Below are 26,128 nucleotides of genomic sequence, written 5' to 3'. Positions count from 1 at the left end.
CCCCGCGCCCCTGAAGGGGGGCTGTGTACATGTGCGGCTCCGCCGCGTCACGCCGCGTGGAGCATCAGGCCGATCCCCACCACCACCAGCCCCGCGGCAGCGATACGCGGCGCCCCGAACCGTTCCTTGAAGAAGACCGCTCCTATCGCCGCGCCGACGATGATGGACGACTCCCGCAGCGCCGCGATCGGGGCCAGTTCCGCCTTGGTCTGGGCCCAGAGGACCAGGCCGTAGGCGGCGACGGACAGGGCGGCGCCCAGTAGGCCGACGGCCGCGAAGGGGCGCAGGACGGTGAACAGGTCGCCGCGCCAGCGGTACAGGGCGTACGCGGGGACCGCCACGCCCTCCACCGCCATCAGCCAGGCGATGTAGGAGAGGGCGGAGCCGGAGGCGCGTACGCCCAGGCCGTCGACGACCGTGTACGCGGCGATCGACAGACCCGTCGCCAACGCGGCGCCGATCGCGGCCCAGTTGGGCCGACTTCCGCGCAGGCCCCACAGCGCGACGCCGGTCAGCCCGGCGCAGGAGACCACGATGCCGGACGCCGCCCACCCGTCAGGCACCTCGTGGGCGAAGACGGCGGCCAGCGCGGTCACGACCAGCGGGGCGGTGCCGCGCGCGATCGGGTACGCCTGCCCGAAGTCGCCGAGCCGGAAGGACTTCATCAGCAGCACGTAGTACACGACGTGGATGACCGCCGAGGCGATCAGATACGGCCACGCCTCCGCCGCCGGGAACGGCACGAACGGGACCATCGCCAGCCCGATCAGCATCCCGCCGCCGGCGATCAGCGTGAAGCCGACCAGTTTGTCGGTGATCTGGTGGGCGATGGCGTTCCAGCTGGCGTGCGTGACCGCGGCGAGCAGGACGGCGGCGGTGACCAGCGGGGTCACGTGGTCTGCTCGCGGACGTCCACCAGCGTGGCGCCCGCGTGGGCGATCAGGGTCTTCGGGTCCATGGGGAACACGGTGTGCGGGGTGCCCGCGGCGGCCCACACCGTGTCGTGGTCCAGCAGCGAACGGTCCGCCAGGACCCGGGTCCTGGTGCGGTGTCCGAAGGGCGGTACGCCACCGATCGCGTACCCCGTGGTCTCCCTGACCAGCTCCACCTTGGCCCGGGTGACCTTCGCGGCGCCCAGCTCCCGGCGGACGAGCTCGACGTCGACCCGGGACGATCCGTCCATCAGCACCAGGACCGGCACCCCGTCCGCCGCGAAGATCAGCGACTTGCAGATCTCGCTCAGCTCGCACCCGATCGCCTCGGCCGCCTCGACGGCGGTCCGGGCGGCGTCCGGGAAGCGGCGGATCCGCGGGTGCAGATCGTCGAGACCCAGCTCGCTCAGGGCTTCGGCGAAACGGGGGTGTGCTCCGGACTCGTCAGCTGCGCTCGTCGTCATGCACGGCACGCTAGCGGTGGGTGTACGGGACATGCGAACGAGTTCCACGGCGGCGCACTCCCCGGCCGGGGCGCACACCCGAAAGCCCCGCCCTCACGTCACCCGTCCCACTCCGCCGCCTGGCCGTCGGGGGCCACGACGGTGACGATGGAACCGCCGTGTGCGAGGAAGTGCCGTGCGTGAAGGAGAGGCCTCCCCCATGTCCCGCTATGCGTTCGACAACAGCGCCGACCACGCCCGGGGCCGGTTCTTCGCGCTGGAGTCCTGCTACGACCCGTTCTCCCGTCGCCGCCTGGAGCTGACCGGGCTCACCCGGGGCTGGCGGTGCCTGGAGGTCGGCGGAGGGGGCGGCTCGCTGGGCGACTGGCTCGGCGAACAGGTCGGCCCGGACGGCGAGGTCACCATCACCGACCTCGACCCGCGGTGGGCCGAGTCCCGCCCCCGGCCACCGCACGTACGCCTCCTGCGGCACGACATCGTGCGGGACCCGCTGCCCGCCGACGGCTACGACCTGGTGCACGCCCGGCTGGTACTGCAGCACCTGCCGGAGCGGCTGGACGTCCTGGCGCGGCTCGCGGAGGCACTGCGGCCCGGCGGGTGGCTGGTGCTGGAGGAGTTCGACACCAGCTGGGTCCCCGTGCTCGCCGCTCCCGACGAGGAGGCGGTCGCCCTCTTCGAACGCGTCCACACCGCCATGCGGGTCCAGTTGGAGAAGGCGGGCCTCGACCCGGTGTGGGGCCGCCGTGTGCCCGGCGCGATGCTGGGTGCCGGTCTTGAGGACGTCACGGCGACGACGTACGCGGAGTCGTGGGCTGGCGGCGGTACGGGCATCGGGCTGCACCGGGTCAACGCGCGGCAACTGGCCGACCGGCTGCGGGCGGAAGGCCTGACGGACGGCGAACTGGACCGCTTCCAGGCTCTGTTGACGGACCCGGCCTTCGTGGTCAACTCCCTGCCACTGGTCAGCACGCGGGGCCGCCGCCCCTAAGACCTGTCCGACAGACAGACCCTGGCTCAGCCGCCGAACGTCACGTCCTTCGTCTCCACCACCCCGGCCTTGCGCGCCGGCGCCGACTGCTCCTGCCAGTACAGGTTCGTGTGCGCGATGACCTGCTCCGGCGGCGGGGCACCCCACCGGCTCAGGTCCTCCGTCGTGTGGGCGTCGCCGACGAGTGTCACGTCGTAGCCCCGTACGAACGCTCCGTGGATGGTGGACCGGATGCAGGCGTCCGTCTGGGCGCCGGTGACCACCAGGTGTCCGACGCCGGCTCCGGCCAGGACCTCCTCCAGGCCGGTGCCCTCGAAGGAGTCGCCGTACGTCTTGTGCACCAGCGGTTCCGAATCCCGGCGGGCCAGCTCGGGAACGTACTCCCAGTCCTCGCTGCCCTTCTCCAGGCCCTCGTCGGAGTGCTGGACCCAGACGACCGGGGTGCCCTGGGCGCGTGCCGTGTCGACGAGGACGGCGATGTTCGCGACCACCGTGTCGCGCTGGTGGGCCCCGGCCATGACGCCCTTCTGGACGTCGATCACCATCAGGGCCGTGCGGGGTCGTTCGGAGAAAGTCGTCATGCCCTTCACGCTAGACCGCACCACTGACAACCGCCCCGGCATACCGCGTACACCCGCGGCACACATGAAGCCGGTGAGGGCCGCCCGTCCCCACGGAGCCCTCACCGGCTGGTCCTTCACGGGAGCCGACGCGTCACACGCGCGTCAGTCGCACATCAGACGCGTACCAACTCCCGGTTCTCGTCCGCGTCCGAGCCCTTCGGGCGGTCGTCGTGGGCCCGCAGGCCCTCGCCCTCGACGTCGACGTTCGGCAGGACGCGGTCCAGCCACTTGGGCAGCCACCAGGCCTTCTTGCCGAGCAGCGCCAGGACCGCCGGGACGATCGCCATGCGGACGACGAAGGCGTCGAAGAAGACGGCGATCGCGAGGCCGAAGCCGATCATCTTGATCATGGCCTCGCTGGAGCCGATGAAGCCGCCGAAGACGGCCATCATGATGATCGCGGCGGCGACCACGACCCGGGCGCTGTGCCGGAAGCCGGTCACCACGGCCTGGCTCGGCGTCTCGCCGTGGACGAACGCCTCCCGCATCCGGGTCACGAGGAACACCTCGTAGTCCATCGCGAGACCGAAGACCACGCCCACCATGAAGATCGGCATCATCGACATGATCGGGCCGGTCTCCTCGACACCGATCAGGCCGGAGAACCAGCCCCACTGGAAGACCGCGACCACTGCCCCGAGCGCGGCGAGCACGCTGAGCAGGAAGCCGAGGGCCGCCTTCAGCGGGACCAGGATGGACCGGAAGACCACGATCAGGAGCAGGAAGGCGAGACCGACCACCAGTGCCAGGTACGGGACCAGCGCGTCGTTGAGCTTCTGCGAGAAGTCGATGTTCATCGCGGTGGTGCCGGTGACCAGGACCTCCGCGTCCGTGTCGGCCTTGAACTCGGAACCCTTGTCACGGATGGCGTGCACCAGGTCCTCGGTCTGGGTCGAGGACGGCTTGGAGTTCGGGATCACGGTGATCGTCGCGGTGTCGCCGGCCTTGTTGGGCATCGGCGGGGTGACCGTCACGACGTCCTTGAGGCCCTTGATCCCGTCGGCCACATCACCGAAGGCGGCCGTCGGGTCGTCGCTGTCCTTGGCGTCGACCACGATCATCAGCGGGCCGTTGAAGCCGGGACCGAAGCCCTCCGACAGGGTGTCGTACGCCCGGCGCTGGGTCGTGGACGTCGGCTGCGAGCCCTCGTCGGGCAGGCCCAGTTCCAGCTGGGTGACGGGCAGGGCGATCGCGCCCAGACCGACCACGCCGAGCACCAGCACGGCGACGGGCCGGCGGATGACGAAGCTCGCCCAACGGGTGCCCATGTTGGGCTTGGCCGACTTCCCGGAGGCGGCGGCCTTCCCGGAGCCGGCGGCGTCGGAGAACCTGTGCTCCTCGGCCGGCTTGTGCTCCTCGGCCGACTTGCGCTCCTTGGCCGACTTGCGCTTCTCGCCCGCCGGGCGGATCCTCCTGCCCGCGTATCCGAGCATCGCCGGGATGAGGGTCAGCGCGATGAGGACGGAGATGACGACCGTGCCCGCCGCCGCGAGGCCCATCTTGGTCAGCATCGGGACGTTGACGACCGAGAGGCCCGCGAGGGCGATCACGACGGTGAGTCCCGCGAAGACGACAGCCGAGCCGGCGGTGCCGGTGGCGTGGCCCGCCGCCTCCTCGCGGTCGCGGCCCTCGGCCAGTTCGCTCCGGTAGCGGGAGACGATGAAGAGCGCGTAGTCGATGCCGACCGCGAGGCCGATCATCAGGGCGAGCGTGGAGGTGGTGTCGCCGAGGTCGAGCGCCTTGGCGAGGACGGTGATGGTGGAGACACCGATGCCCACGCCGATGATCGCGGTCAGCAGCGGCAGTCCGGCCGCGACCAGCGAGCCCAGGGTGATGACGAGGACGACCGCGGCGATGGCGATGCCGATGATCTCGCCGACCGCTCCCGGTTCGGCGCCGGCCTCCAGCGCGTCGCCTCCGACGTCGACGGTCAGCCCGGCGGCCCTGGCGTCGTCACCGGCGGCCTCCAGGGAGGTCCGGGTCGAGTCCGCGAGCTCCATGCCGGGGACCTTGTACTTCACCGACGTGTAGGCGACGGTTCCGTCCTTGCTCACGGCGTTCGTCGTGAACGGGTCGGTGACGGAGGCGACTTCGGTGCCGCCGCCCAGTTCCTTGACGGTCTTCGCGACGGTCGCCTTGTTGTCGGCGTCCGTCATCTTCTGGCCCTCGGGCGCCTTGAAGACGATGCGCCCGGTGCCGCCGTCGGCGCTGGCGCCGGGGAACCGCTGTTCCAGCAGGTCGAAGGCCTTCTGCGCCTCGGTGCCGGGGATCGAGAAGGAGGTGGTTCCGGCGGCGGGTGCGCTCGCCGCTCCGACGCCCGCGAGCGTCAGCAGCGCCACCCATATCAGTGCGACGAAATGCCGTCGCCGGAAGGCGAGTCGGCCGAGGTTGTAGAGGAAAGTGGCCACGAGGGCGTACTCCCGGTCAGGTCGGTGATGGCAGGGCGTTAGTCATCGGCCCGACGACGTGAGCGGTCGCGTCAGGTGCAACTGGGGTCGTGCGTAAGGAGGTTGAGCCTCGGGGCGTGAGGCTCGGGGAATCGAGGAAACGGGGGCCGGATCAGGCGCTGAGGGCGGGGATCACCACAGCGTCGATGTACGAGGTGACGAAGGCCTGGGTCGGTGGCTGTTCGTCGATCATCGTCCGTGCCGCGAAGGCACCGATGATCATGTGCAGCACGTAGTCGATCGCGGGGTTGTCCGGACGGACCTCACCGCGGTCGATCGCACGCTGCAACACCCGGCGCATCTCCGCCAGCTCCGGCTCGATCAGCCATTCGCGGAGGGCGACCAGCAGCTCGGGGTTCGTGTGCGCCGCCGTGCCGAGGACCCGCATCAGTGCGGAGTCCTGTTCCATCTGGCAGTCGTCCTGGCGGTGCGTGAACGCGTGGAAGTCGCCTCGCAGACTTCCGGTGTCGACCGCCGCGAGATCGACCGGCTTGTGGTGCCGGATCGCCCTCGCGACCAGTTCGGCCTTGCCGCCCCACTGGCGGTAGAGGGTGGCCTTGCTGGACCGGGTGCGGGCGGCGACCGCGTCCATGGTCAGGGAGTCGTAACCGACCTCCCGGAGCAGGTCGAGCACGGCCTCGTACAACTCGGCCTCGCGCTCGGGCGTGATCCGGCTTCGACGCGTCGTTGCTGTCTCAGCCATGCCACTCACCGTTCCCGCTCGAACGAAACTGTCTCGTACTCCTATGAAGGTACCCTATCCCCCAACGAAACGAAACCGTTTCGTACGTGTGCTGCGTCACGGCTTCCCGCTCCCTTCTCACGCCCGACTCACTCCCGTCTCGCTGCCTTCTCGCTCCCTCCTCACCGGCGTCCCACCGGCACCCGCTCCGCCGGACCACGAGTTGCCGGGCCCCGCCCACCGGAAAAGCATGGGTGGGTGAGCGACGAGTACGAGAACGCGACCGGAGCCGGGCCCCTGACCGGAGAGGCCGTGGACCGCGGGGCGGCCGCGGGTGGCGGGGCGACCGGGGACGGCGGGTCGACCCGGGACGGCCACGGTTCCGCCGCCTACCTGCGCTTCCCGCACCTCAACGGCGACCGCCTGTGCTTCGCGGCCGAGGACGACCTCTGGGTGGCCCCGCTCGACACCCCCGGCCGCGCCTGGCGGCTCACCGTCGACCGTACGAAGGTGAGCCACCCGCGCTTCTCGCCCGACGGCCGGCATATCGCGTACACGACCTGGCGCAACCTCGTGCCGGAGATCCATCTGGCGCCGGTGGACGGCGGTCCGGCCCGGCGGCTCACCTACTGGGGGAACGCCGACACCCAGGTCTGCGGCTGGTCGCCCCCCGACAAGGAGGGCAACAGCGACATCCTCGCCGTCGCCTCGCACGGCGAGCCCTTCTCGTACTTCACCTGGGCCTACAGCGTGCCGGTCGACGGCTGCCCCGGCGGCAAGCTCCCGTGGGGCCCGGTCTCCCACATCGCGGTCGCGGACTTCGCGGGCAAGGACTCAGGCAAGGACTCGGTCGAGGGCTCGGGCGGCGACTTCGCGGGCGAGCGCCTGACCCTGCTGCTCACCGGCACGCCCCCGCACGAGCCCGCCGCCTGGAAGCGCTACCGCGGCGGTGCCACCGGCCGGCTCTGGCTGCACGGGCGGCGCATCCTCGCCGATCTCGACGGACACCTCGACTCGCCGATGTTCGTCGGCGGCCGGATCGCCTTCCTCTCCGACCACGAGGGCATCGGCAACCTCTACTCCTGTCTGCACGACGGCTCCGACCTTCGCCGCCACACCGACCACGACACCTTCTACGCCCGGCACGCGTCCAGCGACGGCACCCGGGTCGTCTACCAGTGCGCGGGCGACCTGTGGATCGTCGACGACCTGTCCCCCGAATCGCTCCCCCGCCGCCTCGACGTACGCCTCGGAGGGCCGCGCGCCGGACGCCGTACGTACCAGGTGCCGGCCGCGCAGCACGTGGACGGGATCTCCGTGGACGAGACGGGCCGGGCGAGCGCGGTCGTCGTGCGCGGCAGCCTGTACTGGCTCACGCACCGCGACGGCCCCGCGCGCACGATCGCGGACACCCCGGGCGTCCGCGTCCGGCTCCCCGAGATGCTCGGCTCGGGCGGGCAGGTCGCGTACGTGACGGACGCGGAGGGCGAGGACGCCGTCGAGATCGCCTACCTGCCACGCGCCAGCGGCGAACGCGAGCCGCGCCGGCTGGCCTCCGGCCGACTGGGCCGCGTCCTGGAACTCGTCTCGGACCCGAAGGGCGAGCGCCTCGCGATCGCGTCGAACGACGGGCGGCTGCTGCTGCTCGACGCGACGGAGGAGTCGGGGTCCGGAGGCGCCTCCGGGGCGGAGCCCGGGGGAATCCCTGGGCAAGGTGGTGAGGTCACGGAGCTCATCCGGTCCATCAACGGGCCCGTGCGCGACCTGGCCTTCTCCCCGGACGGGGCCTGGCTGACGTGGTCGCACCCGGGCATCGGCCGCACCCTGCGCCAGATCAAGATGGCCCGGATCGAGGGGCCGGGCGCGCGCACGATCGTCGATGTCACCAACGGCCGCTTCGAGGACGAGAACCCGGTGTTCACCCGGGACGGCCGCTTCCTCGCCTTCCTCTCCTGGCGCGGCTTCGACCCGGTGTACGACGTCCACACCGGGGACCTGTCCTTCCCGCTGGGCTGCCGCCCGTACCTCGTACCCCTGTCCTCGGCGACCCCGTCCCCCTTCGCGCTGAACCCCGAGGGACGCCCGGCGGCCGGCGGCCTGGACCCGGTCGAGGACGACACCGGCGACGGCGCCACGGTGACCGTGGAGATCGAGGGCCTGGAGAGCCGGGTGACGCCCTTCCCGGTCACGGCGTCCAAGTACTCGGCGCTGTACCCGGTCGCGGGCGGCGGCCTGGTCTGGCTGCGCTGGCCGATCTCGGGCGCGCTCGGCGAGACGTTCGCGAACCCGGACGACACGAGCGGCCGTCCGACCCTGGAGTACTTCAACATCACCAAGGCGAAGAAGTCCGAACTCGTCGACCACCTCGACTGGTTCGCGCTGAGCGGCGACGGCAGCAGGCTGGTCGTGGTCGACGAGGGCGACCTGCGCGCGGTCCCCTCCACCGAGTCGGGCGACGGCGACACGACCGTCTGGATCGACCTCCGCCGCATCCTGCACGAGGTGGACCCGGCCGCGGAGTGGCGCCAGGCGTACGCCGAGGCGGGCCGGCTCATCCGCGCCTACTTCTGGGCCCCCGACATGTGCGGCATCGACTGGGACGGGATCCTCGCGCAGTACCGCCCGCTCGTCGAACGGGTCGCCTCCCCCGACGAGTTCGCCGACCTGCTCCGCGAGGTCCTGGGCGAACTGGGCACCTCGCACGCGTACGTCACCGCCTCCCGCCGCAACGAGGGCCCGCCCCACTATCAGCGGGCGCAGGGCGTCCTCGGCGCCAACTTCGTACGCCGTGAGGGCGGTTGGCTCGTCAAACGCATCCTCCCCGGCGACTCCTCCGACTCCAAGGCCCGTTCCCCGCTGGCCGGTACGGGCATCCGCGAGGGCGCGGTCCTCACCCACGTGGACGGCCGCCCGGTGAACCCCGTCTCGGGCCCCTTCCCCCTCCTCGCGGGCGCGGGCGGCACGACGGTGGAGCTGACGTTCACCCCGGCGGAGGGCAAGGGCCGCTCGCGCCGGGTCGCGGTGGTCCCCCTGGTCGACGAACGCCCCCTGCGCTACCAGGACTGGGTCGCCAAACGCCGTGAGGTGGTACGGGAGTTGAGCGGCGGCCGCTGCGGCTATCTGCACATCCCGGACATGGGCGGCTCGGGCTGGGCCCAGTTCAACCGAGACCTGCGCATGGAGGTGTCACGGCCCGCCCTCATCGTCGACGTACGCGGCAACGCCGGCGGCCACATCAGCGAGCTGGTCGTGGAGAAACTCACCCGCACGATCCTGGGCTGGGACCTGACCCGGGGCGCCCAACCGGTGTCGTACGCGTCCAACGCCCCGCGGGGCCCGGTGGTGGCCCTGGCGGACGAAATGACCTCGTCCGACGGTGACATGATCACGGCGGCCTTCAAACTCCTGAAGCTGGGCCCGGTGGTGGGCCAGCGCACCTGGGGCGGCGTCGTCGGCATGACCGGCCGCCACCGCCTGGGCGACGGCACCGTCATCACGGTCCCCATGAACGCCGCCTGGTTCGACGCGTACGGCTGGTCCGTCGAGAACCAGGGCGTCACCCCCGACCTCGAAATCCTCCGCACCCCCCTCGACTGGGCAGAAGGCCGCCACGCCCAACTGGACGACGCGGTCCAACTGGCCCTGGACCTCCTGAACCTCCACCCGGCGGCAACGCCACCAACCTACGAAACCACCCCGGACAGAAGCCGCCCGAAACTACCGCCGAGGGCTTCGTGACAGAGGGCGCCGGGGAGTCCCTTCGCTTTCAGGCTGCCCGTCGCCGGGGCTCTTCGCTTCAGGTACCGCCACGGGGCATCGGGCGGACCATTCGCTTTTAGGGGCGCGGGGCTGTGACATGTGCGGCTCCGCCGCGTGGGCGCACCCAGCCACAACCAACCCGCACCCAACAACGAACCCCCGCCAAACACAAAAGTGTGGGGCGCCCTCCCAAAGAAGGGCACCCCACACTCAGCACACTCGATCAGATGTCATAGTCCTGATCGAACCGCTCCTGCGAGTCCCGCTGGGCACGCTGCGCCTCGTCAGGCGTCTCCCGCCCCGGCTCCCGGCGCGTCGGCTCCTGACGCTCCCGCGGAGCCTGCTCACGCGACGCCCGCTCACGCGGCTCGCGCGGCTCCTGCGGCTGGCGCCCGCGCTCACTCGCCTCGTCCCGGCCCTGGCCGGCACGCTGACGCGCCTGCTCCTTGAGCTCCTCGGCCTTGTCCTGGAACTGGTCCTTCATGCCCATGAGATTCACTCCCGTAGTGGGTGGGGGATTGGGGCCTCGACCAGATTCACACGGACCGACAGAGCGCGCATTTCGATCAGTAACGGTCAGTTACGCAGCGTGCCCCGTGCCTGCTCATCGGCCTCTCCCCCGGCCCCGACCAGCCCCTTGGACACCTGCCCCGCCCGCGGAGCGAACCGCCGCATCTCCCGCTGCCCCACCGCCCCGATGATCCCCGGCAGATACCCGCGTACGCCCTGCATCCCGCGCAGCCACCACTGCCCGTACACATGGCTGGACCGCCGCTCGATCCCGGCCACGATCCGGTCGACGGCGGGCCCGAGCGGGTACGTCTTGTTCGCGGGCCACGGCAGCCGCTGCCTCAACTCCCGCATGACGTCGTCCTGATCGGCCCCGCGCACCATGTCGGTGTCGGTCCAGGACAGATACCCGACCCCCACGCGTACGCCCTTGTACCCGACCTCGGCCCGCAGGCTGTGCGCGTACGCCTCGACGCCCGACTTGGACGCGCAGTACGCGGTCATCATGGGAGCCGGGGTGATGGCCGCGAGCGAGGCGATCTGCAGCAGATACCCGCGGCTCTCCATCAGCACGGGCAGGAACGCCCGCGCGGTCATCGCCGACCCGATCAGGTTCACCTCGATGACCCGCTTCCACGCCTCCGGATCGGAGTCGACGAACGGCCCCCCGTTGGCGACCCCGGCGTTGGCGACGACGATGTCGACCTTCCCGAACCGCTCCTTCACCTCCGCCGCGACCCGCGTCATCGCCTCGTGGTCGGTGACGTCGGCGTACCAGTGCCCGCTCTCGCCGTGCAGCCGCTCGGCGACCTGCTTCAGCTCGTCCGGCTCCAGACCGACGAGCGCGACCGTGGCACCGCGCGCGGAGAGCTTGCGGGCGAGGAGTTCGCCGACGCCCCGCGCGGCCCCCGTAACGACGGCGACCTGCCCTTCCAGGCTGACCCTGCTCATGCGCCCTCCTTCTGCTGGATCCGTTGAACGCCTGTGTACGCGGAGACGAGTTCCCGTATCCGGGTGCTGACCAGCGCGGGTGCCTCGACCGGGGTCATGTGCCCGAGCCCGGGCAGTTCGGTGGAACCGACGCAGTTCGGCAGCGCGGCGACGAGGGAACGCGCGTGCACGACGGGTGTCATCCGGTCGGCCGTGCCGACGACGACCGCGGCCGGCACGCTCAACTCCCGTACGCGATGGTCGAGATCGAGCGTGTCGAGCACGTGCGACCAGGCGCAGCGCACCTTGCGCGGGCACGCGTGCACGATCCGCGCGCACGCCTCGACCATGCCGGGCGCCGAACCGGGCCCCATCGTCGCGTACTTGAGGATCCGCCGGGCGACCGGTGTGACGGGCCCGAGCGGAGCCCGCGACCCGAGCACCTTCCTGGTCAGCCAGGTCCGCGACCGCCCGGCCCGCATCGGCACCACCAGCGACTCGGCGACCAGCCGCGAACTGCCCGTACTGCACAGCAGCACGGCGCCCGCGTGCTCCCGGAACCGGTCGCGCCCGGTCGCGGCGATCAGCGTCATCCCGCCCATGGAGTGCCCGGCCAGCACGGCCTTCTCGCCGGGCGCGAGCGTGGCGGCGAGCACCGCCTCCAGATCGTCGGCGAGCGCGTCCGCGCTGCACACAGGGTTCACGGGACTGCGCCCGTGCCCCCGCTGGTCGTACGCGATCACGCGATGGTCGGCGGCGAGGTCCCGGATCTGCGCCGCCCAGAAGGCGGTCGAGCACGTCCACCCGTGCGAGAGCACCACGGCGGGCGCCCCCTCGGGCCCGTGCACCTCGACGTGCAGCCGGGCCCCGTCGGCGGAGACGGCGGTCAGCTCGCGCACGGGAACGGGCGGCGCGTAGGGACCGGAAGCCACATGCATCAACCGGCTCACGCGCCCGCCTCCACTGTCTTCTTCGTCTTCTTCGTCTTCTTCGTCGTACGACGCCCGGATGCCGTCTCCGGCTCGGGCGGCGGGCGCAGCAGGTCGTACTCCCCCAGATCCACGCGCCGCGTGGCACCGCGGAACTCCGTCGTCGTACCGGGCCAGATGGTGGTGTTGACGCCGTTGTCGTCGAGGTACCAGCTGGTGCAGCCGCCGGTGTTCCAGACCGTGCGCTTCATGCGCTCCTGGACGCGGTGGTTCCAGGCGTCGACCGCGCCGGGCCGTGCGTCGAGGGCGGCCCGCCCGCCGAGCACCTCCAACTGCCGTACGTAGTCGGCCATGTAGTTCAGCTGGGACTCGATCATCAGGATCATGCTGGAGTTCCCGAGGCCGGTGTTCGGCCCGATGATCGTCATCCAGTTGGGGAACCCGGCCGCCGTCGCACCGCGCAGCGACTTCATGCCGGTCCGCCACGCCTCGGCGAGCGTCTTACCCTCCGCGCCCACGACCCGGTCGGCGATCGGCATGTCGGTGACGTGGAAGCCCGTACCGAAGACGATCGCGTCGACCTCGGCCTCGGTCCCGTCCGCGGCCACGACGGTCGAGCCGCGGACCTCGCTGAGCCCGCTCGCGACCACGTCCACGTTGGGCTGCGCGAGGGCCGGGTAGTACGTGCTGGACAGCAGGATGCGCTTGCAGCCGATGCGGTAGGACGGCGTCAACTTGGCCCTCAGCTCCGGGTCCTTGATGGCCCGTGCCATGTTTCGCTTGGCCAACTGCTCTATCAGACCGAGCTCGTTGGGCCGCTTGGTGAACGCCTGGACCTGCAACTCCCGCAGGCCCCACAGGAGTCCGCGCCGGGCCTGCGAGGTGAAGGGCAGCTGCCGGTGGAGCCAGCGCTCGGCGCCGGTGACGGCCCGGTCGACGCGGGGCATCACCCAGGGCGGGGTGCGCTGGAAGAGGGTGAGCTTCGCGACGTCCGGCTGGATGGCCGGCACGATCTGGATGGCCGAGGCGCCCGTACCGACCATCGCGACCCGCTTGCCGCGCAGGTCGTAGTCGTGGTCCCAGCGGGCCGAATGGAAGACCTTGCCGGGAAAGGTGTCGATGCCGGGAACGTCGGGGACCTTGGGGTCGGACAGCGGCCCGGTGGCGGAAACGACGACGTCGGCGGTGAGTGTCCCGCTGCTGGTCTCGATGACCCAGCGCAGCCGCTCCCCGTCCCAAGTCATCACCTTCACCTCCGAGTTGAAGCGAAGATGCGACCGGAGCCGGAAGACGTCGGCGACGTGCTCCAGATAGGCGCGGATGTGCTCCTGCCCGGAGAAGGTGCGCGGCCAGTCGGGATTGGGCGCGAACGAGAAGGAATAGAGATGGGACGGCACGTCACAGGCGCAGCCCGGATAGCTGTTGTCCCGCCAGGTCCCGCCCACACTGTCGGCCCGCTCCAGGACGACGAAGTCGGTGACGCCCTCGCGGCGCAACCGCACAGCGGCTCCGAGCCCACCGAATCCGGAGCCGATCACCGCCACCCGTACATGCTCGTGCTCGGTCATCCCGACGCCTCCATTGCCGCGTACGGCATTGCCGCTACGACGCTGCCGACTCCGCCAGTGAACACTGGCGCAATGGGAGCGTAGAGCAGCTCCATACCGATGGGTAGGGGTCGGGGGGAAGGACGTTCACATCAGCGGCTCCGCCGCGGGTACCGACGGTACGACATAGGCTTCCGGCGTGGCGGACAAGCGGGAGTACCGAATGGAGGAGCTGGCCGGGGAGGCCGGCATCACCGTGCGCACGCTGCGCTTCTACCGCGAGCGCAAGCTGATCCCACCCCCGCGCCGCGAGGGCCGGATCGCCTGGTACGACGAGGACCACCTGGCCCGCCTGCGCACGATCGCCGCGCTCCTGGAACGCGGCCACACCCTGAGCGGCATCGCCGAACTCGCCGAGGCCTTCGACCACGGCCGCGACGTCGGCGAACTCCTCGGCCTGGGCGCACCCACGGAGGAGACCCCGGTCCGCCTCTCACCGGAGGAACTGGCGGACGTCTTCGCGGGCCAGTCCACCCCGGAGAACCTCGCCGCGGCCCTCGACCTCGGCTACCTCGCCACGGACGGCACAGACCTCGTCCACATCAGCCGCCGCCTCCTCGACACCTCGGCGGCACTGGTCCGCGAGGGCATCCCACTCGCGGACGTCCTGGCCGCGGCCCGCCGCGTGCGCGAACACACCGAGGCCCTGGCCGAACTGTTCACCGACCTGGTCCTCACCGACGACCGCACCCCGGAAGACCTCCAACGCCTGCGCCCCCTGGCGAAGAACGTGGTGGAGGCGGAACTTTCGATGGCGCTGGACCGGCGCCTCAGCCACCGACTGGAATCCTGATGCCCACAGCCAGGTAGGGACTGAACGTCCCGAACCGGCAGAGATTTCCAGAACCTGGTTCCCGGAATGTTCATCCCATCGAGGTACTTTCCAACCAATCGAAGACGAACTTCAGTTCGCACGCCGAGAGTGAGATCGAAAAGACCCCGGCGGCTGTCCTACCAGCCCCGGGGCACGGCCGACACTGTCGAGGAGTGCCAACGTGCCCGATCCTAGTTCCCCACGGCCTGCGCCGACATCGCCCTCTGCCGGGCGACTGAGAGCCCTCGGAGCGCTCCGCCTCAGCAACGTGACCAGCGCGACCACTTCACCCACCCGGCAACGCGCCGCGATCCGACTCTGCGCCGAACGACGAGCAACTGCTCCACGACGGCGTCCGGGTCACCGTCACCAGGGGCCGCCGCGGCGGTGGACCGGCCCGCCTGGTCGGACCGGACACACCACGGCTGACGTTCACTGTCGTGGGCTCCCTGCCGGACCAGCTACAGCCCTGAGCCGGATGGGGCGTACAGATCCGGTGCGCCCCACACCGTTCTCCTCACATCTCGAAGACGACTGTCACTGGAGCATGGTCCGACCAGCGCTCCTCATGGTTGGCGGCCCGTTCCACATATCCCTTGACCGCACGCCTGGCGAGCCCAGGAGTCGTGACGGCGAGGTCGATCCTCCAACCTGAATCGTTGTCGAAGGCCCGCCCCCGGTAAGACCACCACGAGTACGGCCCCTCCACGTCCGGATGGAGGGCGCGGACGACGTCCACGTACCCGCCCTCCGTCTCGTCGAGGACGCGGCCGAGCCACTCGCGCTCCTCCGGCAGGAAGCCGGAGTTCTTCTGGTTGCCGCGCCAGTTCTTGAGGTCGGCCCGCTGGTGGGCGATGTTCCAGTCGCCGCAGACGACGACCTCGCGCCCGTCGGCGGCGGCGCGCTCGCGCAGGTTCTTCAGGTGAACGAGGAACTCGTCCATGAACCGGACCTTCTCGTCCTGCCGCTCGGTGCCGACCTCGCCGGAGGGCAGGTAGAGGCTGGCGACGGTGACGCCGGGCAGGTCGGCCTCGACGTAGCGTCCGCTGCCGTCGAACTCGGCGGATCCGAAGCCGATCTGGACGCGGTCGGGCTCGCGGCGCGTGTAGAGGGAGACACCGGCCCGCCCCTTCGCGGCGGCGGGCGCGTGCACGACGTGCCACCCCTCGGGCTGCCGTACGCCCTCCGGGAGTTGCTGGGGCTCGGCCCGTACCTCCTGGAGGCACAGCACGTCGGCGGACGTCTCGGCCAGCCACTCCACGAAGCCCTTCTTGGCGGCGGCCCGGAGCCCGTTCACATTCACAGAGGTCACAGTCAGCACGCGGGCACGATACCGGCACACTGGTACGTGCACAGCGCCCGCCCGAGCCCTTCGCGCGGCCGGGCGGACGCACCGCACGCCATCATTCCCGCCCACCGCATAGAAGTACGATAACCAGCATGAATATACGCCGGGTCGCCTTCGACCACCCCGACGCCGTCAAGCTCAACGACCAGGTGCAGGGCGAGTACGCCCAGCGCTACGGGGACGAGGGTGACGTCACCCCCCTCGACCCGTCGATGTTCGAGCCGCCGGCCGGCCTGTATTTGATGGCGTACGACGCCCAGGAGCGCCCGGTGGCCACCGGCGGCTGGCGCACCCAGGACGAGAACGACGAGGGCTACTCGGACGGCGACGCCGAGTTGAAGCGCATGTTCGTGATCGGGGAGGCCCGGGGCAACGGGCTGGCCCGCCGCATCCTGGCGGCCCTGGAGGACGACGCCCGCGCGGCCGGCCGCATCCGAATGGTCCTGGAGACCGGCAACAAGCAGCCCGAGGCCATCGCCCTCTACGCCTCCAGCGGCTACGAGCCGTGCGTCAAGTTCGGCCACTACCGCTTCCACGAGGACAGCCACTGCTTCGCGAAGCTTCTGTGAGCACTCCGGCCCGGCGCGACATCGACCACCGGAACCGGCCGAAGGCCGAGGGCCCCGGCCGTGCCACCCGGCTGCGGATGGTCGACGCCAAGTAGCCAACACGGCCAGGCAGCGAACACGTCAGAGCCCCAGCCGGTGATACCGACTGGGGCTCTGATCTGTGCGTGGACCTGTGGGGATTTGAACCCCAGACCCCCTCGATGCGAACGAGGTGCGCTACCAGACTGCGCCACAGGCCCTTGCAACGAGTGAAACTCTAGCATCCCCGTCAGGGTGCTTGGAAATCCGTTCCCGGGCCCTCACCCGCTGGTCAGGAGCGGGCCCGCGACGGGACTTCTGAGGCGTCGTCACTCGTTGGCGGCGCGTGGCCGGTCGCCGTCCTCGTACTGGTCGAAGAGGGGCGTGCGGCCGCGTTCGCGGGCACGGCGGGCCGAGGCCGCGCGCCGGGCGTCCGCGGCGCTGCCCGACGCGTCGCCCGTGTCGTCCGCGTAGTCCGTGTCGTCCGCCTCGGACTCGCCGAGCTCCTCCCCCGCCTCGGCCGTGGGACAGTCGGCGTTCGGTTCGACCGTGCTGGACCGGGCCGAGCTCCAGGCGTCCGGTCCGCCCAGGTCGACCTCGGACGTGGCTCGGGGGGCCACCGGAGCGGTCACGTACGTCGGCAGGGGCACCGGGACGGGGTCCCAGCTGTCGCCGCCGGAGGAGGGGCCGCTGCGGCGCTCGCGCTGCTGGTCGACCCACTCGGCGTGGTCGGTCTGCTCGACGAGGGCGCGGCGGTCGGCGGCGAGCGCGGACAGACCGGGATCGGTGTCGGCCTCGGGTCCGTCCTCCGGCTCGTCCGCGGCACCCGGGTCGGTGGGCGGCCGCCGCCTGGGCTGCCGCTCCCGCAGCCGCTGCGCCGCGACCTCGGCCCGCCTGCGGTCCATCACGTACGTGAAGCGCCGCCGCTCCTGGGAACGCAGATAGGCGATGTAGACGCTCAGCATCACCGCGGGCACACCGGGCGCCCACAGGAACGCGAGCCCGCCGACCGCCGCGACGACCGCGCCGAGTGTGAAGGCCATGAAGAGCATGACCGTCGTACGCCGTCGGCGCGCGAGCACCTTCGAGCGCCGGGCGCGCGCTGCCGCGTCCGCGGCCGCGGCCCGCCTCGCGGGGGACGAGGCGGCGGACACGGACGACGCGGACGCTCCGTTCGACGACGGCTTCGCGCCCTGCCGGGGCACCGGCCGCCCGTCCGCCGCACGGCCGGACTTCGACGCGGGGTGGGCGGCACCGGCCGGGGAGCCGGGCTTCGGCACCGTCGCGGACACCTGCCTCGACGCCTGCCGCGCCGCCTGTTCCGATGCGTGCTTCGACGCCTGCCTCGGCGCCTGTTTCGAAGCGGGCTGCGCCTGCGCCTGCCCCTCGGACCGCGCTTCGCCCCGCACATCCCGTGCACCACGCACGTCTCGTACGTCCCGTGCATCCCGTACGTCATCGACGTCGGCCCGCGCCTCGCGACGCGTCGGAGGCATGGCGAAGGCCCGGACGTCCACCGAGTCGGTGACGCCGTCCGGGTCGGCGTGGTGCTCCCCCTCTTCGGTGGAGCGCGCCCGCAGGTCCTTGGCGTACCGGCGCTCCATCCCCGCCCGGCCGGACAGAAGCCGGATGGCGGTGCTGAAGCGTTCCGTCGGACGGGCCTCATTCAGCTCGTCCTGCCTACGGAGCCACATAGGCACCAAGTAGGCGGCCCAGGCCCCGACAATGACTGCGTAGATGAGGCCGCTGCTGCTCACGCCTCACACGGTAGAGGGGTTTGCGTGAGGCCATCTGCCAATTGAGCCGGTGTGTCGCACGATCTGGCTGATATTTCGAGCTTTTTTTGTGACCGATGCGATCAGCAGGCCGCCTGGAGCGCGAAATTAATGCCCGAGGATGGTCGATCGCCGATCATTTTCGAACACCCATTTCATTTACGCGGTGTTCCGGGGCGTGTCCCGCGGTGAGTTTTCGGACGTGTTCCGCGAGCGCGTCCGACGCCAGCGGGCCAGCAGTCCTTCGGGCACCTCTTCGGCCGTGAGCGCGAAGACGAGGTGGTCACGCCAGGCGCCGTCGATGTGGAGATAGCGGGGACGAAGGCCTTCGTCACGGAATCCGAGTTTCTCCACGACCCGTCGGCTCGGCCCGTTCTCGGGCCGAATGCAGACCTCGATGCGGTGCAGACCGACGGTTCGGAAGCAGTGGTCGGAGGCGAGCGCCACGGCCGTGGGCATCACTCCGCGACCGGCGACCGCCTCGTCCACCCAGTAGCCGATATGGCCCGAGCACATCGAGCCCCAGGTGATTCCGGCGACCGTCAACTGCCCGACGAGCCGCCCCTGGTACTCGATGACGAACGGCAGCATCCGCCCCGAGTTCGCCTCGGCGCGCAGATGCCGGACCATCTGGCGATAGGTCGGCCGGTGGGCGATCGGCCCGCTGGGCGTGGGCGGCGGGATGGTCGCCTCCCAGGGGCGCAGCCAGTCCCGGTTACGGCGGTTCACGTCGCGCCAGGCCCGCTGGTCGCGCAGCTTTATGGGCCGGAGGACCACATCGCCGTCCACCAGCTCGACCGGCCAGGATGGGCTGTTCAGCTCGCACCCCCACTGCCGCCGGGTCTGGAGTGGTCGCCGCCGCGGATCTGCTCGACGGCGTGGATCAGGAGGGGTTCGAGGACGGCGAGGCCGTCCCGCACCCCGCCGGTGGAACCGGGAAGGTTCACGATCAGTGTGCCCTCCGCGACGCCGGCGAGCCCCCGGGAGAGCGCCGCCGTGGGCACCTTCTCCCTGCCGAACGCCCTGATGGCCTCGGGAACGCCCGGCACCTCGTACGTGATCACTTTCCGGGTGGCCTCGGGCGTGCGGTCGGTGGGTGAGATGCCCGTGCCGCCGGTGGTCACGATGACGTCGTACCCGGCCCGGACGCCCACCCGCAGAGCGTTCTCGACGGGGTCCCCGTCAGGGACCACCCACGGTCCGTCGACCGCGAAGCCGGACTTCAGGAGCCCTTCCGCGATCAGGGGCCCGCCCCGGTCCTCGTAGACACCCGCCGCCGCGCGGTTGGAGGCCGTCACGACGAGGGCGCTGTACGGGGCGGTCAGGGCGGCGCCGGTCGGCGGCTCGGCCGGGGCCGCGGGCGCCGTCATGTCCGGCTCCAGTCGCCCGACTTGCCGCCCGTCTTCTCCTCCACGCGCACGTCCGTGATGACCGCCCCCTTGTCTACCGCCTTGACCATGTCGATCACGGTGAGAGCCGCGACGCTGACCGCGGTGAGGGCCTCCATCTCGACGCCCGTGCGGTCGGTGGTCCTCACGGTGGCCAGGATCTCGACGGCGTCGTCCGCGACCGACAGGTCAAGCTTGACACCCGACACTGACAAAGGGTGACAGAGCGGGATCAGGTCGGGGGTGCGCTTGGCGCCCATGATGCCCGCGATGCGCGCGGTGGCGAGGGCGTCTCCCTTGGGGACTCCCTCGCCGCGCAGCAGCTCGATCACGCGGGGCGAGACGAGGACGCGGCCGCTCGCGCGGGCCGTGCGGGCGGTCACGTCCTTCTCGGACACATCCACCATGCGGGCGGCGCCCGCCTCGTCGATGTGGGTCAGTCGGTCCTGCGTACTCATGATGGCTGGGGCGCTCCCGGTCGGGCCTGTTGTGCGCGACACGGTACCCCCAAGTCGGCGCCTTCAGCCGAGGAGGACCACGTCGACCTCGGTGCCGGGCTCCACGGACTCGTCGGACTCGGGGACGACGATCAGCGCGTTCGCGTGCGCGAGGGCCGCGATCAGGTGGGATCCGGCGCCGCCGACGGGGGTCACCTCCCCGTCCGCGTACCGTCCGCGCAGGAATTGACGGCGTCCGGCGGGCGAGGTGAGCGCCTTGTCCGTACGGAGGGTCGCCCGGGTCGTGGACCGGTGGACGTCGTCCACGCCCATCAGGGTGCGGATCGCGGGGCGCACGAACAGCTCGAAGGACACGTACGACGACACGGGGTTGCCCGGGAGCGCGAGCAGCGGGGTGTGGTCGGGGCCGATGGAGCCGAAACCCTGGGGCTTGCCGGGCTGCATGGCGAGCTTGCGGAAGTCGATGCCGCTGCCCGCCTCGTCTTCGTCGCCGACGGAGGACAGGGCCTCCTTGACGACGTCGTACGCGCCGACGCTGACGCCTCCCGTGGTGACCACGAGGTCGGCGCGGATGAGCTGGTCCTCGATGGTGGCGCGGAGTGTCTCGGCGTCGTCGGCGACCGCGCCCACGCGGTAGGCGATCGCGCCGGCGTCACGGGCGGCGGCGCACAGCGCGAAGCTGTTGGAGTCGTAGATCTGGCCGGTGCCCAACTGCTCGTCGGGCTGGACCAGTTCGCTGCCGGTGGACATGACGACCACGCGCGGGCGCGGGCGCACCCGGACGGTGCCCCGGCCGATCGCGGCGAGCAGCCCGATCTGCGGCGGGCCGAGGACGGTGCCCGCGGCGAGGGCGCGGTCGCCCGCCTTCACGTCGCTGCCCTTGGCACGCACGTGCGCGCGTGCCGGTGCAGAGCGGTGGACGTGGACCTCGCCGGAGGCGCCCTCGGGGGACGCGCTGCGGGCGCGCATCCCGGAGACGGGGCCTTCGCCCAGTCCCCCGTCGGTCCACTCCACGGGGACGACGGCCTCGGCGCCGGGCGGCAGCGGGGCGCCCGTCATGATGCGGGCGGCCTGGCCGGGTCCCACGTGGAGCAGCTCGGACTCGCCCGCCGCGACGTCGCCGACGACCGTGAGCACGGCCGGGAACTCCTCGCTCGCGCCCGCGACATCGGCGACCCGGACCGCGTACCCGTCCATCGAGCTGTTGTCGAACGGCGGCAGGGAGACCGGCACCGTGACGTCCTCGACCAGGACGCAGCCCTGGGCGTCGAGGAGCTGCAGCTCGATGGCTTCGAGGGGGCGGACGGTCGCGAGGATGTCCTCCAGGTGCTCGGACACCGACCAGAGGTGGTCCTGGCCGGTGACGCGGGTCGCGGCGCTGCTCAAGTTGCTTACATCTCCTCGGTGACGTAACTGCGAAGCCAGGTCCGGAAGTCCGGGCCCAGGTCTTCACGTTCGCACGCGAGTCGGACAATGGCACGCAGATAGTCGCCCCGGTCACCGGTGTCATAGCGGCGGCCCTTGAAGATCACGCCGTGCACCGGGCCGCCGACCTTCTCGTCGGCCGCGAGCTGCTGGAGGGCGTCGGTGAGCTGGATCTCGCCGCCGCGGCCGGGCTCGGTCTGGCGCAGTATGTCGAAGACGTGCGGGTCCAGGACGTAGCGGCCGATGATCGCGTAGTTGCTCGGGGCGTCGGCGGCGGCCGGCTTCTCGACCAGGTCGTGGACCTTGACGACGTCACTGTCGTCGGTGGCGTCGACGGCCGCGCAGCCGTAGAGGTGGATCTGCTCGGGGGCGACCTCCATGAGGGCGATCACGCTGCCGCCGTACTGCTCGTGGACGTCGACCATGCGCTTGAGCAGCGCGTCGCGCGGGTCGATCAGGTCGTCGCCGAGGAGCACGGCGAAGGGCTCGTGGCCGACGTGCGGGGCGGCGCAGAGCACGGCGTGGCCGAGGCCCTTGGGGTCGCCCTGGCGGACGTAGTGCATGGTGGCGAGGTCGCTGGACTCCTGCACCTTGGCGAGCCGGTCGGCGTCGCCCTTCTTCTGAAGGGCCGATTCCAGCTCGTAGTTGCGGTCGAAGTGGTCCTCGAGGGGGCGCTTGTTGCGGCCCGTGATCATGAGGACGTCATCGAGGCCCGCGGACGCGGCCTCCTCGACCACGTACTGGATCGCCGGCTTGTCGACGACCGGCAGCATCTCCTTGGGAGTGGCTTTGGTGGCCGGCAGGAACCGGGTGCCGAGGCCTGCTGCGGGGATGACAGCCTTGCTGATCCTGGGGTGTGCCTGAGTCATGCCCGACACCATATCCGGTGCCTTTGTATGGAATCTGTGGCTCCGGTTAATTTGCTGTCATATGAGCGCATTGCGAAGGGTACGGAACAAGCCTATGAGCCACCTGGGACCCGAACCCGAGTCTGGCAAGCGAGTGTTGCGGCGAGAGATCCTCACGGTGAGAAGCCGGTATACGGCCGATGACGTGCGGGAAACCGGGGCCGCACTCGCCACCCGCGCCCTGGAGCTGCCCGAACTGGCGCACGCGCGCACGGTGGCAGCTTACGTGTCCGTGGGGAGCGAACCGGGCACCCGTGCGCTCCTCGACGCACTCCACGCGCGCGGGGTGCGCGTCCTGCTCCCGGCGCTGCTCACGGACAACGACCTGGACTGGGGCACGTACGCCGGAGAGGGCTCGCTCGTCGCCGTACGACACCGCGGAAAGATGGCCCTCCTGGAGCCCGCGGGTGAGCGCCTGGGCCCGGAGGCCGTGCTCGCGGCCGACGCCGTGCTGCTGCCGGGCCTGGCCGTGGACGCGCGCGGGATGCGGCTCGGCCGGGGCGGCGGATCGTACGACCGGGTGCTGGCGCGGCTCGACGGCGCGGGCGCGGATCCGGCCCTCGTGGTGCTGCTGTACGACTCCGAAGTGGTCGACCGCGTCCCCGAGGAGCCGCACGACCGGCCGGTGCACGCGGTGGTGACCCCTTCGGGAGTACGCCGCTTCCGCCCGCCCTCTCCGTAGAGGCCCCTTTTCGCGAAACGGCCCTCCACGCGTGCGTGGAGGGCCGTTCTCACGTGGTGCTCAGGGCTTCAGGACCAGCGTGTCCGACGTCTTCGCGTCGACCGCCCGTTCCGTGGAGACCCAGGGCAGCAGCTCGCCCTTGACCCACTTGCCCGTCTGGTCGATGTAGTGGGCGCTGTAGGCGTGCCCGGAGGCACCGGTGAGGTTGATCCACTTCGACTTGTCGAAGTCCTCCAGGTTCACCACCATGCGCATCGACGGGACCCAGACCACGGAGTAGCCGCCCGCGGCGTTCCAGCCGGTGGCGTTCACCGCCGCCTCGCCGCCGCCCATGTTGTACGGGCCGCGGTTGAGCATGTACTGCAGGAAGCCGGGGCCTTCGATGCCCATGGTCTGGTTCTTGAGGTAGAGCCGGTGCAGCCGGCCCCAGTTCCAGCTGTCGATGTCCTTGCCGAGCTTTGCGGTGAGCTCCCAGCGGGCGTCCGTGAGGGCCCGCGCGAAGAGCTCGTCACGGGTGTCGACGGCCTTCTCGGTACGCGTCTTCGGCGTCGACCACCAGGCGTTGTCCTCGTCGTCGAGCAACTTGCGCACCACCTCGAACCAGCGGTCGCCGCCGTCCGGCTGCGCGCTGTCGGCGTCGCGCTGACCGCACTCGCGCACCCGCTGGTCCTCGTCGGCGGGACCGGTGGAGTCCACCGGCTCGACGTTCAGGCACTGGCCCTCGACCCGCAGCTCCTTGGGCAGCTTGTTGCCGAAGGCGAGCTTGAGGATGTTGCGCCAGGTCGCGTTGAAGTACGCGGCCGCGGCCGAGTCGGCGTCCTGGGTGTAGTTCCAGCCCTCCAGGAGCTTCTGCGCCTCACGGACGTTCTTGTCGGCCACGTCGATCTTGAGCAGCTTGGGCACCAGGAGCTTGGCGATCTCGCTGCTGTTGTCGAGCTGCATCTGGCGCATGTCGTCGGTCGAGATCTTGCCGCCGCCCTTGATCTTCGACTCTATGAGATCGGCGATCCGCTGGCTGCGCGTTCCGTAGCCCCAGTCCGTGGTCAGCGTGTAGGGGTACTTGTCCTTGTCGACGACGGCCTGGTTGGCGGTCACGATGTAGCCGCGCTTCGGGTTGTACTCGTAGGGCAGCTCGGCCTGCTTGATGTAGCCGGTCCAGCGGTACTTGGAGTCCCAGCCGGGCGAGGGGAGCGAGCCGTCGCCCTCACCGCGGATGGGGATCCTGCCCGGCAGCTGGTAGCCGATGTTGTCGTCCCTGTCGGCGTAGACCAGGTTCTGCGAGGGCACGTCGAACAGGGCGGCCGCCTTGCGGAACTCCGTCCAGTCGGTGGCCTTGTTCATCGCGAACACGGCGTCCATCGAGTTGCCCGGGTCCAGGGCGGTCCAGCGCAGGGAGATGCCGTAGCCGTCGCCGCGGTCGGGTGCCGCGCTGTCGACGGTGGCCTTCTTGCCGACCTTCACGAGCTCGTCGTCGCGGTCGGACAGCAGCGGTCCGTTGCTGGTCTCCCGGACGACGATGGTCTTGGAGTCGCCGCCCGCGACGTCGATCTTCTCCTCGCGGGTGGTGAAGGCCTTCACCTTGTCGTCGTACTCGTAGCCGTTCCCGGTGAGCTTCTCCAGGTACAGGTCGGTGACGTCGGCCCCGGAGTTGGTCATGCCCCAGGCGATGGACTGGTTGTGGCCGATGACCACGCCCGGCATGCCCGCGAAGGTGTACCCGGAGACGTCGTACTGGCACTTCTCGGAGACGCTCCTGCAGTGCAGGCCCATCTGGTACCAGACGGACGGCAGCGAGGGCGACAGATGCGGGTCGTTGGCGAGCAGTGGCTTGCCGGTGATCGTGTGGGTGCCCTTGACGACCCAGGAGTTCGAACCGATGCCGTTGCCGTTCACGCCGACGGCCGTCGGGACGTCGTCGAGCACCTTGTAGAGGCCCGACAGCTGGCTCTGCAGCCCGGAAGGTGCCTCGGTGTTGTTCGCGAGCCCGGTGCCGGCCGCGGACTGCGTACCACCCGTGCCGCTGTCGCCGTCGCCGCCCTGCTGGTACTCCCCGGTGGCGCTGTTGTACTGGCCCTCCTGCACGATCGGCTTGTTCCGGTCGTACGGGTACTGCGGGTACAGGTCGGCGATCTGCTGCGGGCCCAGGCGGCTGGTCATCAGGGAGCGGTCGATCTCGTCCTGCATGTTGCCGCGCAGGTCCCAGGCCATCGCCTTGAGCCAGGCCACCGAGTCGACCGGGGTCCACTCCTTGGGCTTGTAGTCGTTGCGGAAACCGAGGGCCGCGTACTCCAGGGAGATGTCCGCGCCGTCCTTGCCCTTCAGGTACGCGTTGACCCCCTTGGCGTATGCCTGCAAGTACTTCTTCGTCTCCGCGGAGAGCTTGGTCCTGTACTCCTTCTCCGCCACCCGGTCCCAGCCGAGCGTGCGCAGGAACTCGTCCTCGTCGACCTGGCTCTCGCCGAACATCTCGGACAGCCTGCCGGCCGTCATGTGACGGCGTACGTCCATCTCGTAGAACCGATCCTGCGCCTGGACGTAGCCCTGCGCCATGAACAGGTCCGCGTCGGTCGAGGCGTAGATCTGCGGGATCCCGTAGCCGTCGCGCTTCACGTCCACGGGGCCCGACAGGCCGTCGAGCGTGATGGAACCCTTGGTCTGGGGGAAGGAGGCACGGACGGTGCTGATGCTCCAGAACGACCCGTAGGCGATGCCGCCGATGATGGCCAGAACCAGGACGATCAGGATCACACGGGCTCTGCGCCCCTTCTTCCTGCCGGACTTGCCGGGCTTTTGACCGGAAGATGCGGTGGTGTTGGGGGGCATCGCTGTCCTTGCTGTCCTCACGCGAGCGGCAGGCGGGCTTGTCCATTTG

At 70.6% G+C, this 26,128-nt stretch carries 22 protein-coding genes and 1 tRNA gene; 5 read left to right on the top strand and 18 right to left on the bottom strand.

The annotated features are described in order from the left end of the window. Window positions 1-47 precede the first annotated feature (47 nt). Together ACH4YP_RS39835 and ACH4YP_RS39830 are read right to left on the bottom strand one after the other, a co-directional pair. Entirely contained in the window at window positions 48-893 is an 846-nt protein-coding gene (locus ACH4YP_RS39835) for an EamA family transporter (RefSeq protein ID WP_398495952.1), read from the bottom strand. Continuing rightward, window positions 890-1,396, bottom strand: coding sequence for a YbaK/EbsC family protein (locus tag ACH4YP_RS39830; RefSeq protein ID WP_361051946.1), 507 nt, complete (start codon window positions 1,394-1,396; stop codon window positions 890-892). Before ACH4YP_RS39830 ends, ACH4YP_RS39835 begins: the two co-directional genes overlap by 4 nt. 199 nt (window positions 1,397-1,595) lie before the next feature. On the opposite strand from ACH4YP_RS39830, the gene ACH4YP_RS39825 reads away from it, so the two are divergent. Beyond that, the gene (locus tag ACH4YP_RS39825) at window positions 1,596-2,384 is read left to right on the top strand and encodes a class I SAM-dependent methyltransferase (protein WP_398495950.1); all 789 of its coding nucleotides are present in this window, start codon (window positions 1,596-1,598) and stop codon (window positions 2,382-2,384) included. Window positions 2,385-2,410: 26 nt separating this feature from the next. Here the strand turns inward: ACH4YP_RS39825 and ACH4YP_RS39820 are convergent, their stop codons facing one another. The 3 genes from ACH4YP_RS39820 to ACH4YP_RS39810 all read right to left on the bottom strand — a co-directional run bounded on the left by ACH4YP_RS39820 (window position 2,411) and on the right by ACH4YP_RS39810 (window position 6,157). After that, window positions 2,411-2,965 (bottom strand): cysteine hydrolase family protein, encoded by a 555-nt coding sequence (locus ACH4YP_RS39820; RefSeq protein ID WP_361051940.1) that lies wholly within the window; start codon window positions 2,963-2,965, stop codon window positions 2,411-2,413. Window positions 2,966-3,120: 155 nt separating this feature from the next. Further along, a complete protein-coding gene (locus tag ACH4YP_RS39815) occupies window positions 3,121-5,415 on the bottom strand; it encodes an MMPL family transporter (protein ID WP_398495948.1) in 2,295 nt (764 codons plus the stop codon). A gap of 151 nt (window positions 5,416-5,566) precedes the next feature. Beyond that, window positions 5,567-6,157 carry a TetR/AcrR family transcriptional regulator gene (locus ACH4YP_RS39810; RefSeq protein ID WP_361051934.1) on the bottom strand — a complete coding sequence of 197 codons (591 nt, stop codon included), beginning with the start codon at window positions 6,155-6,157 and terminating at the stop codon, window positions 5,567-5,569. A 372-nt stretch (window positions 6,158-6,529) separates the two neighbouring features. On the opposite strand from ACH4YP_RS39810, the gene ACH4YP_RS39805 reads away from it, so the two are divergent. Further along, entirely contained in the window at window positions 6,530-9,874 is a 3,345-nt protein-coding gene (locus ACH4YP_RS39805; RefSeq protein ID WP_398496025.1) for a S41 family peptidase, read from the top strand. A 244-nt stretch (window positions 9,875-10,118) separates the two neighbouring features. On the opposite strand, the gene ACH4YP_RS39800 is transcribed toward ACH4YP_RS39805, so the two are convergent. From ACH4YP_RS39800 to ACH4YP_RS39785, 4 genes are all read right to left on the bottom strand, one after another. Beyond that, window positions 10,119-10,379, bottom strand: a complete 261-nt coding sequence (locus ACH4YP_RS39800; protein WP_361051931.1) for a hypothetical protein — start codon at window positions 10,377-10,379, stop codon at window positions 10,119-10,121. 92 nt (window positions 10,380-10,471) lie between these two features. Beyond that, window positions 10,472-11,356, bottom strand: a complete 885-nt coding sequence (locus ACH4YP_RS39795; RefSeq protein WP_398495945.1) for an SDR family oxidoreductase — start codon at window positions 11,354-11,356, stop codon at window positions 10,472-10,474. Next, complete coding sequence (locus tag ACH4YP_RS39790; RefSeq protein WP_398495944.1) at window positions 11,353-12,285, bottom strand: alpha/beta fold hydrolase; 933 nt, start codon at window positions 12,283-12,285, stop codon at window positions 11,353-11,355. The genes ACH4YP_RS39795 and ACH4YP_RS39790 overlap by 4 nt, the downstream gene beginning before the upstream one ends. Beyond that, entirely contained in the window at window positions 12,282-13,832 is a 1,551-nt protein-coding gene (locus ACH4YP_RS39785) for a flavin-containing monooxygenase (protein WP_398495942.1), read from the bottom strand. The genes ACH4YP_RS39790 and ACH4YP_RS39785 overlap by 4 nt, the downstream gene beginning before the upstream one ends. Window positions 13,833-14,034: 202 nt before the next feature. On the opposite strand from ACH4YP_RS39785, the gene ACH4YP_RS39780 reads away from it, so the two are divergent. After that, window positions 14,035-14,664, top strand: coding sequence for a MerR family transcriptional regulator (locus tag ACH4YP_RS39780; RefSeq protein ID WP_361052053.1), 630 nt, complete (start codon window positions 14,035-14,037; stop codon window positions 14,662-14,664). Between the two features lie 538 nt (window positions 14,665-15,202). On the opposite strand, the gene ACH4YP_RS39775 is transcribed toward ACH4YP_RS39780, so the two are convergent. Then, window positions 15,203-16,027, bottom strand: a complete 825-nt coding sequence (locus ACH4YP_RS39775) for an exodeoxyribonuclease III (protein WP_398495940.1) — start codon at window positions 16,025-16,027, stop codon at window positions 15,203-15,205. Window positions 16,028-16,125: 98 nt separating this feature from the next. On the opposite strand from ACH4YP_RS39775, the gene ACH4YP_RS39770 reads away from it, so the two are divergent. Beyond that, window positions 16,126-16,602, top strand: coding sequence for a GNAT family N-acetyltransferase (locus ACH4YP_RS39770; RefSeq protein ID WP_361051915.1), 477 nt, complete (start codon window positions 16,126-16,128; stop codon window positions 16,600-16,602). A gap of 165 nt (window positions 16,603-16,767) precedes the next feature. On the opposite strand, the gene ACH4YP_RS39765 is transcribed toward ACH4YP_RS39770, so the two are convergent. The 7 genes from ACH4YP_RS39765 to galU all read right to left on the bottom strand — a co-directional run bounded on the left by ACH4YP_RS39765 (window position 16,768) and on the right by galU (window position 22,535). Then, window positions 16,768-16,841 (bottom strand) — tRNA-Ala (locus ACH4YP_RS39765). Window positions 16,842-16,949: 108 nt separating this feature from the next. Beyond that, window positions 16,950-18,377: a gephyrin-like molybdotransferase receptor GlpR gene (gene glpR, locus ACH4YP_RS39760; RefSeq protein ID WP_361051912.1), complete on the bottom strand. Its 1,428-nt coding sequence runs from the start codon at window positions 18,375-18,377 to the stop codon at window positions 16,950-16,952. A 177-nt stretch (window positions 18,378-18,554) separates the two neighbouring features. Beyond that, window positions 18,555-19,184 (bottom strand): GNAT family N-acetyltransferase, encoded by a 630-nt coding sequence (locus ACH4YP_RS39755; protein WP_234048271.1) that lies wholly within the window; start codon window positions 19,182-19,184, stop codon window positions 18,555-18,557. A gap of 26 nt (window positions 19,185-19,210) precedes the next feature. Continuing rightward, complete coding sequence (locus ACH4YP_RS39750; RefSeq protein ID WP_398495937.1) at window positions 19,211-19,765, bottom strand: molybdenum cofactor biosynthesis protein B; 555 nt, start codon at window positions 19,763-19,765, stop codon at window positions 19,211-19,213. Then, the gene (gene moaC / locus ACH4YP_RS39745; RefSeq protein ID WP_361051903.1) at window positions 19,762-20,241 is read right to left on the bottom strand and encodes a cyclic pyranopterin monophosphate synthase MoaC; all 480 of its coding nucleotides are present in this window, start codon (window positions 20,239-20,241) and stop codon (window positions 19,762-19,764) included. Before moaC ends, ACH4YP_RS39750 begins: the two co-directional genes overlap by 4 nt. 63 nt (window positions 20,242-20,304) lie before the next feature. Further along, complete coding sequence (gene glp, locus ACH4YP_RS39740; RefSeq protein ID WP_398495934.1) at window positions 20,305-21,627, bottom strand: gephyrin-like molybdotransferase Glp; 1,323 nt, start codon at window positions 21,625-21,627, stop codon at window positions 20,305-20,307. A gap of 5 nt (window positions 21,628-21,632) precedes the next feature. Beyond that, entirely contained in the window at window positions 21,633-22,535 is a 903-nt protein-coding gene (gene galU, locus ACH4YP_RS39735) for a UTP--glucose-1-phosphate uridylyltransferase GalU (protein ID WP_361051896.1), read from the bottom strand. A 94-nt stretch (window positions 22,536-22,629) separates the two neighbouring features. On the opposite strand from galU, the gene ACH4YP_RS39730 reads away from it, so the two are divergent. Continuing rightward, window positions 22,630-23,256, top strand: coding sequence for a 5-formyltetrahydrofolate cyclo-ligase (locus ACH4YP_RS39730; RefSeq protein WP_361051893.1), 627 nt, complete (start codon window positions 22,630-22,632; stop codon window positions 23,254-23,256). A 60-nt stretch (window positions 23,257-23,316) separates the two neighbouring features. On the opposite strand, the gene ACH4YP_RS39725 is transcribed toward ACH4YP_RS39730, so the two are convergent. Next, entirely contained in the window at window positions 23,317-26,079 is a 2,763-nt protein-coding gene (locus ACH4YP_RS39725; RefSeq protein ID WP_398495932.1) for a penicillin acylase family protein, read from the bottom strand. Window positions 26,080-26,128 lie beyond the last annotated feature (49 nt).

Source organism: Streptomyces sp. NPDC020747 (assembly GCF_044334695.1).
Taxonomy (GTDB): Bacteria; Actinomycetota; Actinomycetes; order Streptomycetales; family Streptomycetaceae; genus Streptomyces.
Note: the sequence above shows the minus strand (reverse complement) of the source record. Positions and strands in the feature narration are given on the sequence as shown.

What these genes read in the sequence shown, in the direction of transcription:
- ACH4YP_RS39830 (WP_361051946.1), bottom strand. Translation starts at nt 1,396, where the DNA reads ATGACGACGAGCGCAGCTGACGAGTCCGGAGCACACCCCCGTTTCGCC.
- ACH4YP_RS39825 (WP_398495950.1), top strand. Translation starts at nt 1,596, where the DNA reads ATGTCCCGCTATGCGTTCGACAACAGCGCCGACCACGCCCGGGGCCGG.
- ACH4YP_RS39820 (WP_361051940.1), bottom strand. Translation starts at nt 2,965, where the DNA reads ATGACGACTTTCTCCGAACGACCCCGCACGGCCCTGATGGTGATCGAC.
- ACH4YP_RS39810 (WP_361051934.1), bottom strand. Translation starts at nt 6,157, where the DNA reads ATGGCTGAGACAGCAACGACGCGTCGAAGCCGGATCACGCCCGAGCGC.
- ACH4YP_RS39800 (WP_361051931.1), bottom strand. Translation starts at nt 10,379, where the DNA reads ATGAAGGACCAGTTCCAGGACAAGGCCGAGGAGCTCAAGGAGCAGGCG.
- ACH4YP_RS39795 (WP_398495945.1), bottom strand. Translation starts at nt 11,356, where the DNA reads ATGAGCAGGGTCAGCCTGGAAGGGCAGGTCGCCGTCGTTACGGGGGCC.
- ACH4YP_RS39785 (WP_398495942.1), bottom strand. Translation starts at nt 13,832, where the DNA reads ATGACCGAGCACGAGCATGTACGGGTGGCGGTGATCGGCTCCGGATTC.
- ACH4YP_RS39780 (WP_361052053.1), top strand. Translation starts at nt 14,035, where the DNA reads ATGGAGGAGCTGGCCGGGGAGGCCGGCATCACCGTGCGCACGCTGCGC.
- ACH4YP_RS39770 (WP_361051915.1), top strand. Translation starts at nt 16,126, where the DNA reads ATGAATATACGCCGGGTCGCCTTCGACCACCCCGACGCCGTCAAGCTC.
- ACH4YP_RS39750 (WP_398495937.1), bottom strand. Translation starts at nt 19,765, where the DNA reads ATGACGGCGCCCGCGGCCCCGGCCGAGCCGCCGACCGGCGCCGCCCTG.
- moaC (WP_361051903.1), bottom strand. Translation starts at nt 20,241, where the DNA reads ATGAGTACGCAGGACCGACTGACCCACATCGACGAGGCGGGCGCCGCC.
- galU (WP_361051896.1), bottom strand. Translation starts at nt 22,535, where the DNA reads ATGACTCAGGCACACCCCAGGATCAGCAAGGCTGTCATCCCCGCAGCA.
- ACH4YP_RS39730 (WP_361051893.1), top strand. Translation starts at nt 22,630, where the DNA reads ATGAGCCACCTGGGACCCGAACCCGAGTCTGGCAAGCGAGTGTTGCGG.
- ACH4YP_RS39725 (WP_398495932.1), bottom strand. Translation starts at nt 26,079, where the DNA reads ATGCCCCCCAACACCACCGCATCTTCCGGTCAAAAGCCCGGCAAGTCC.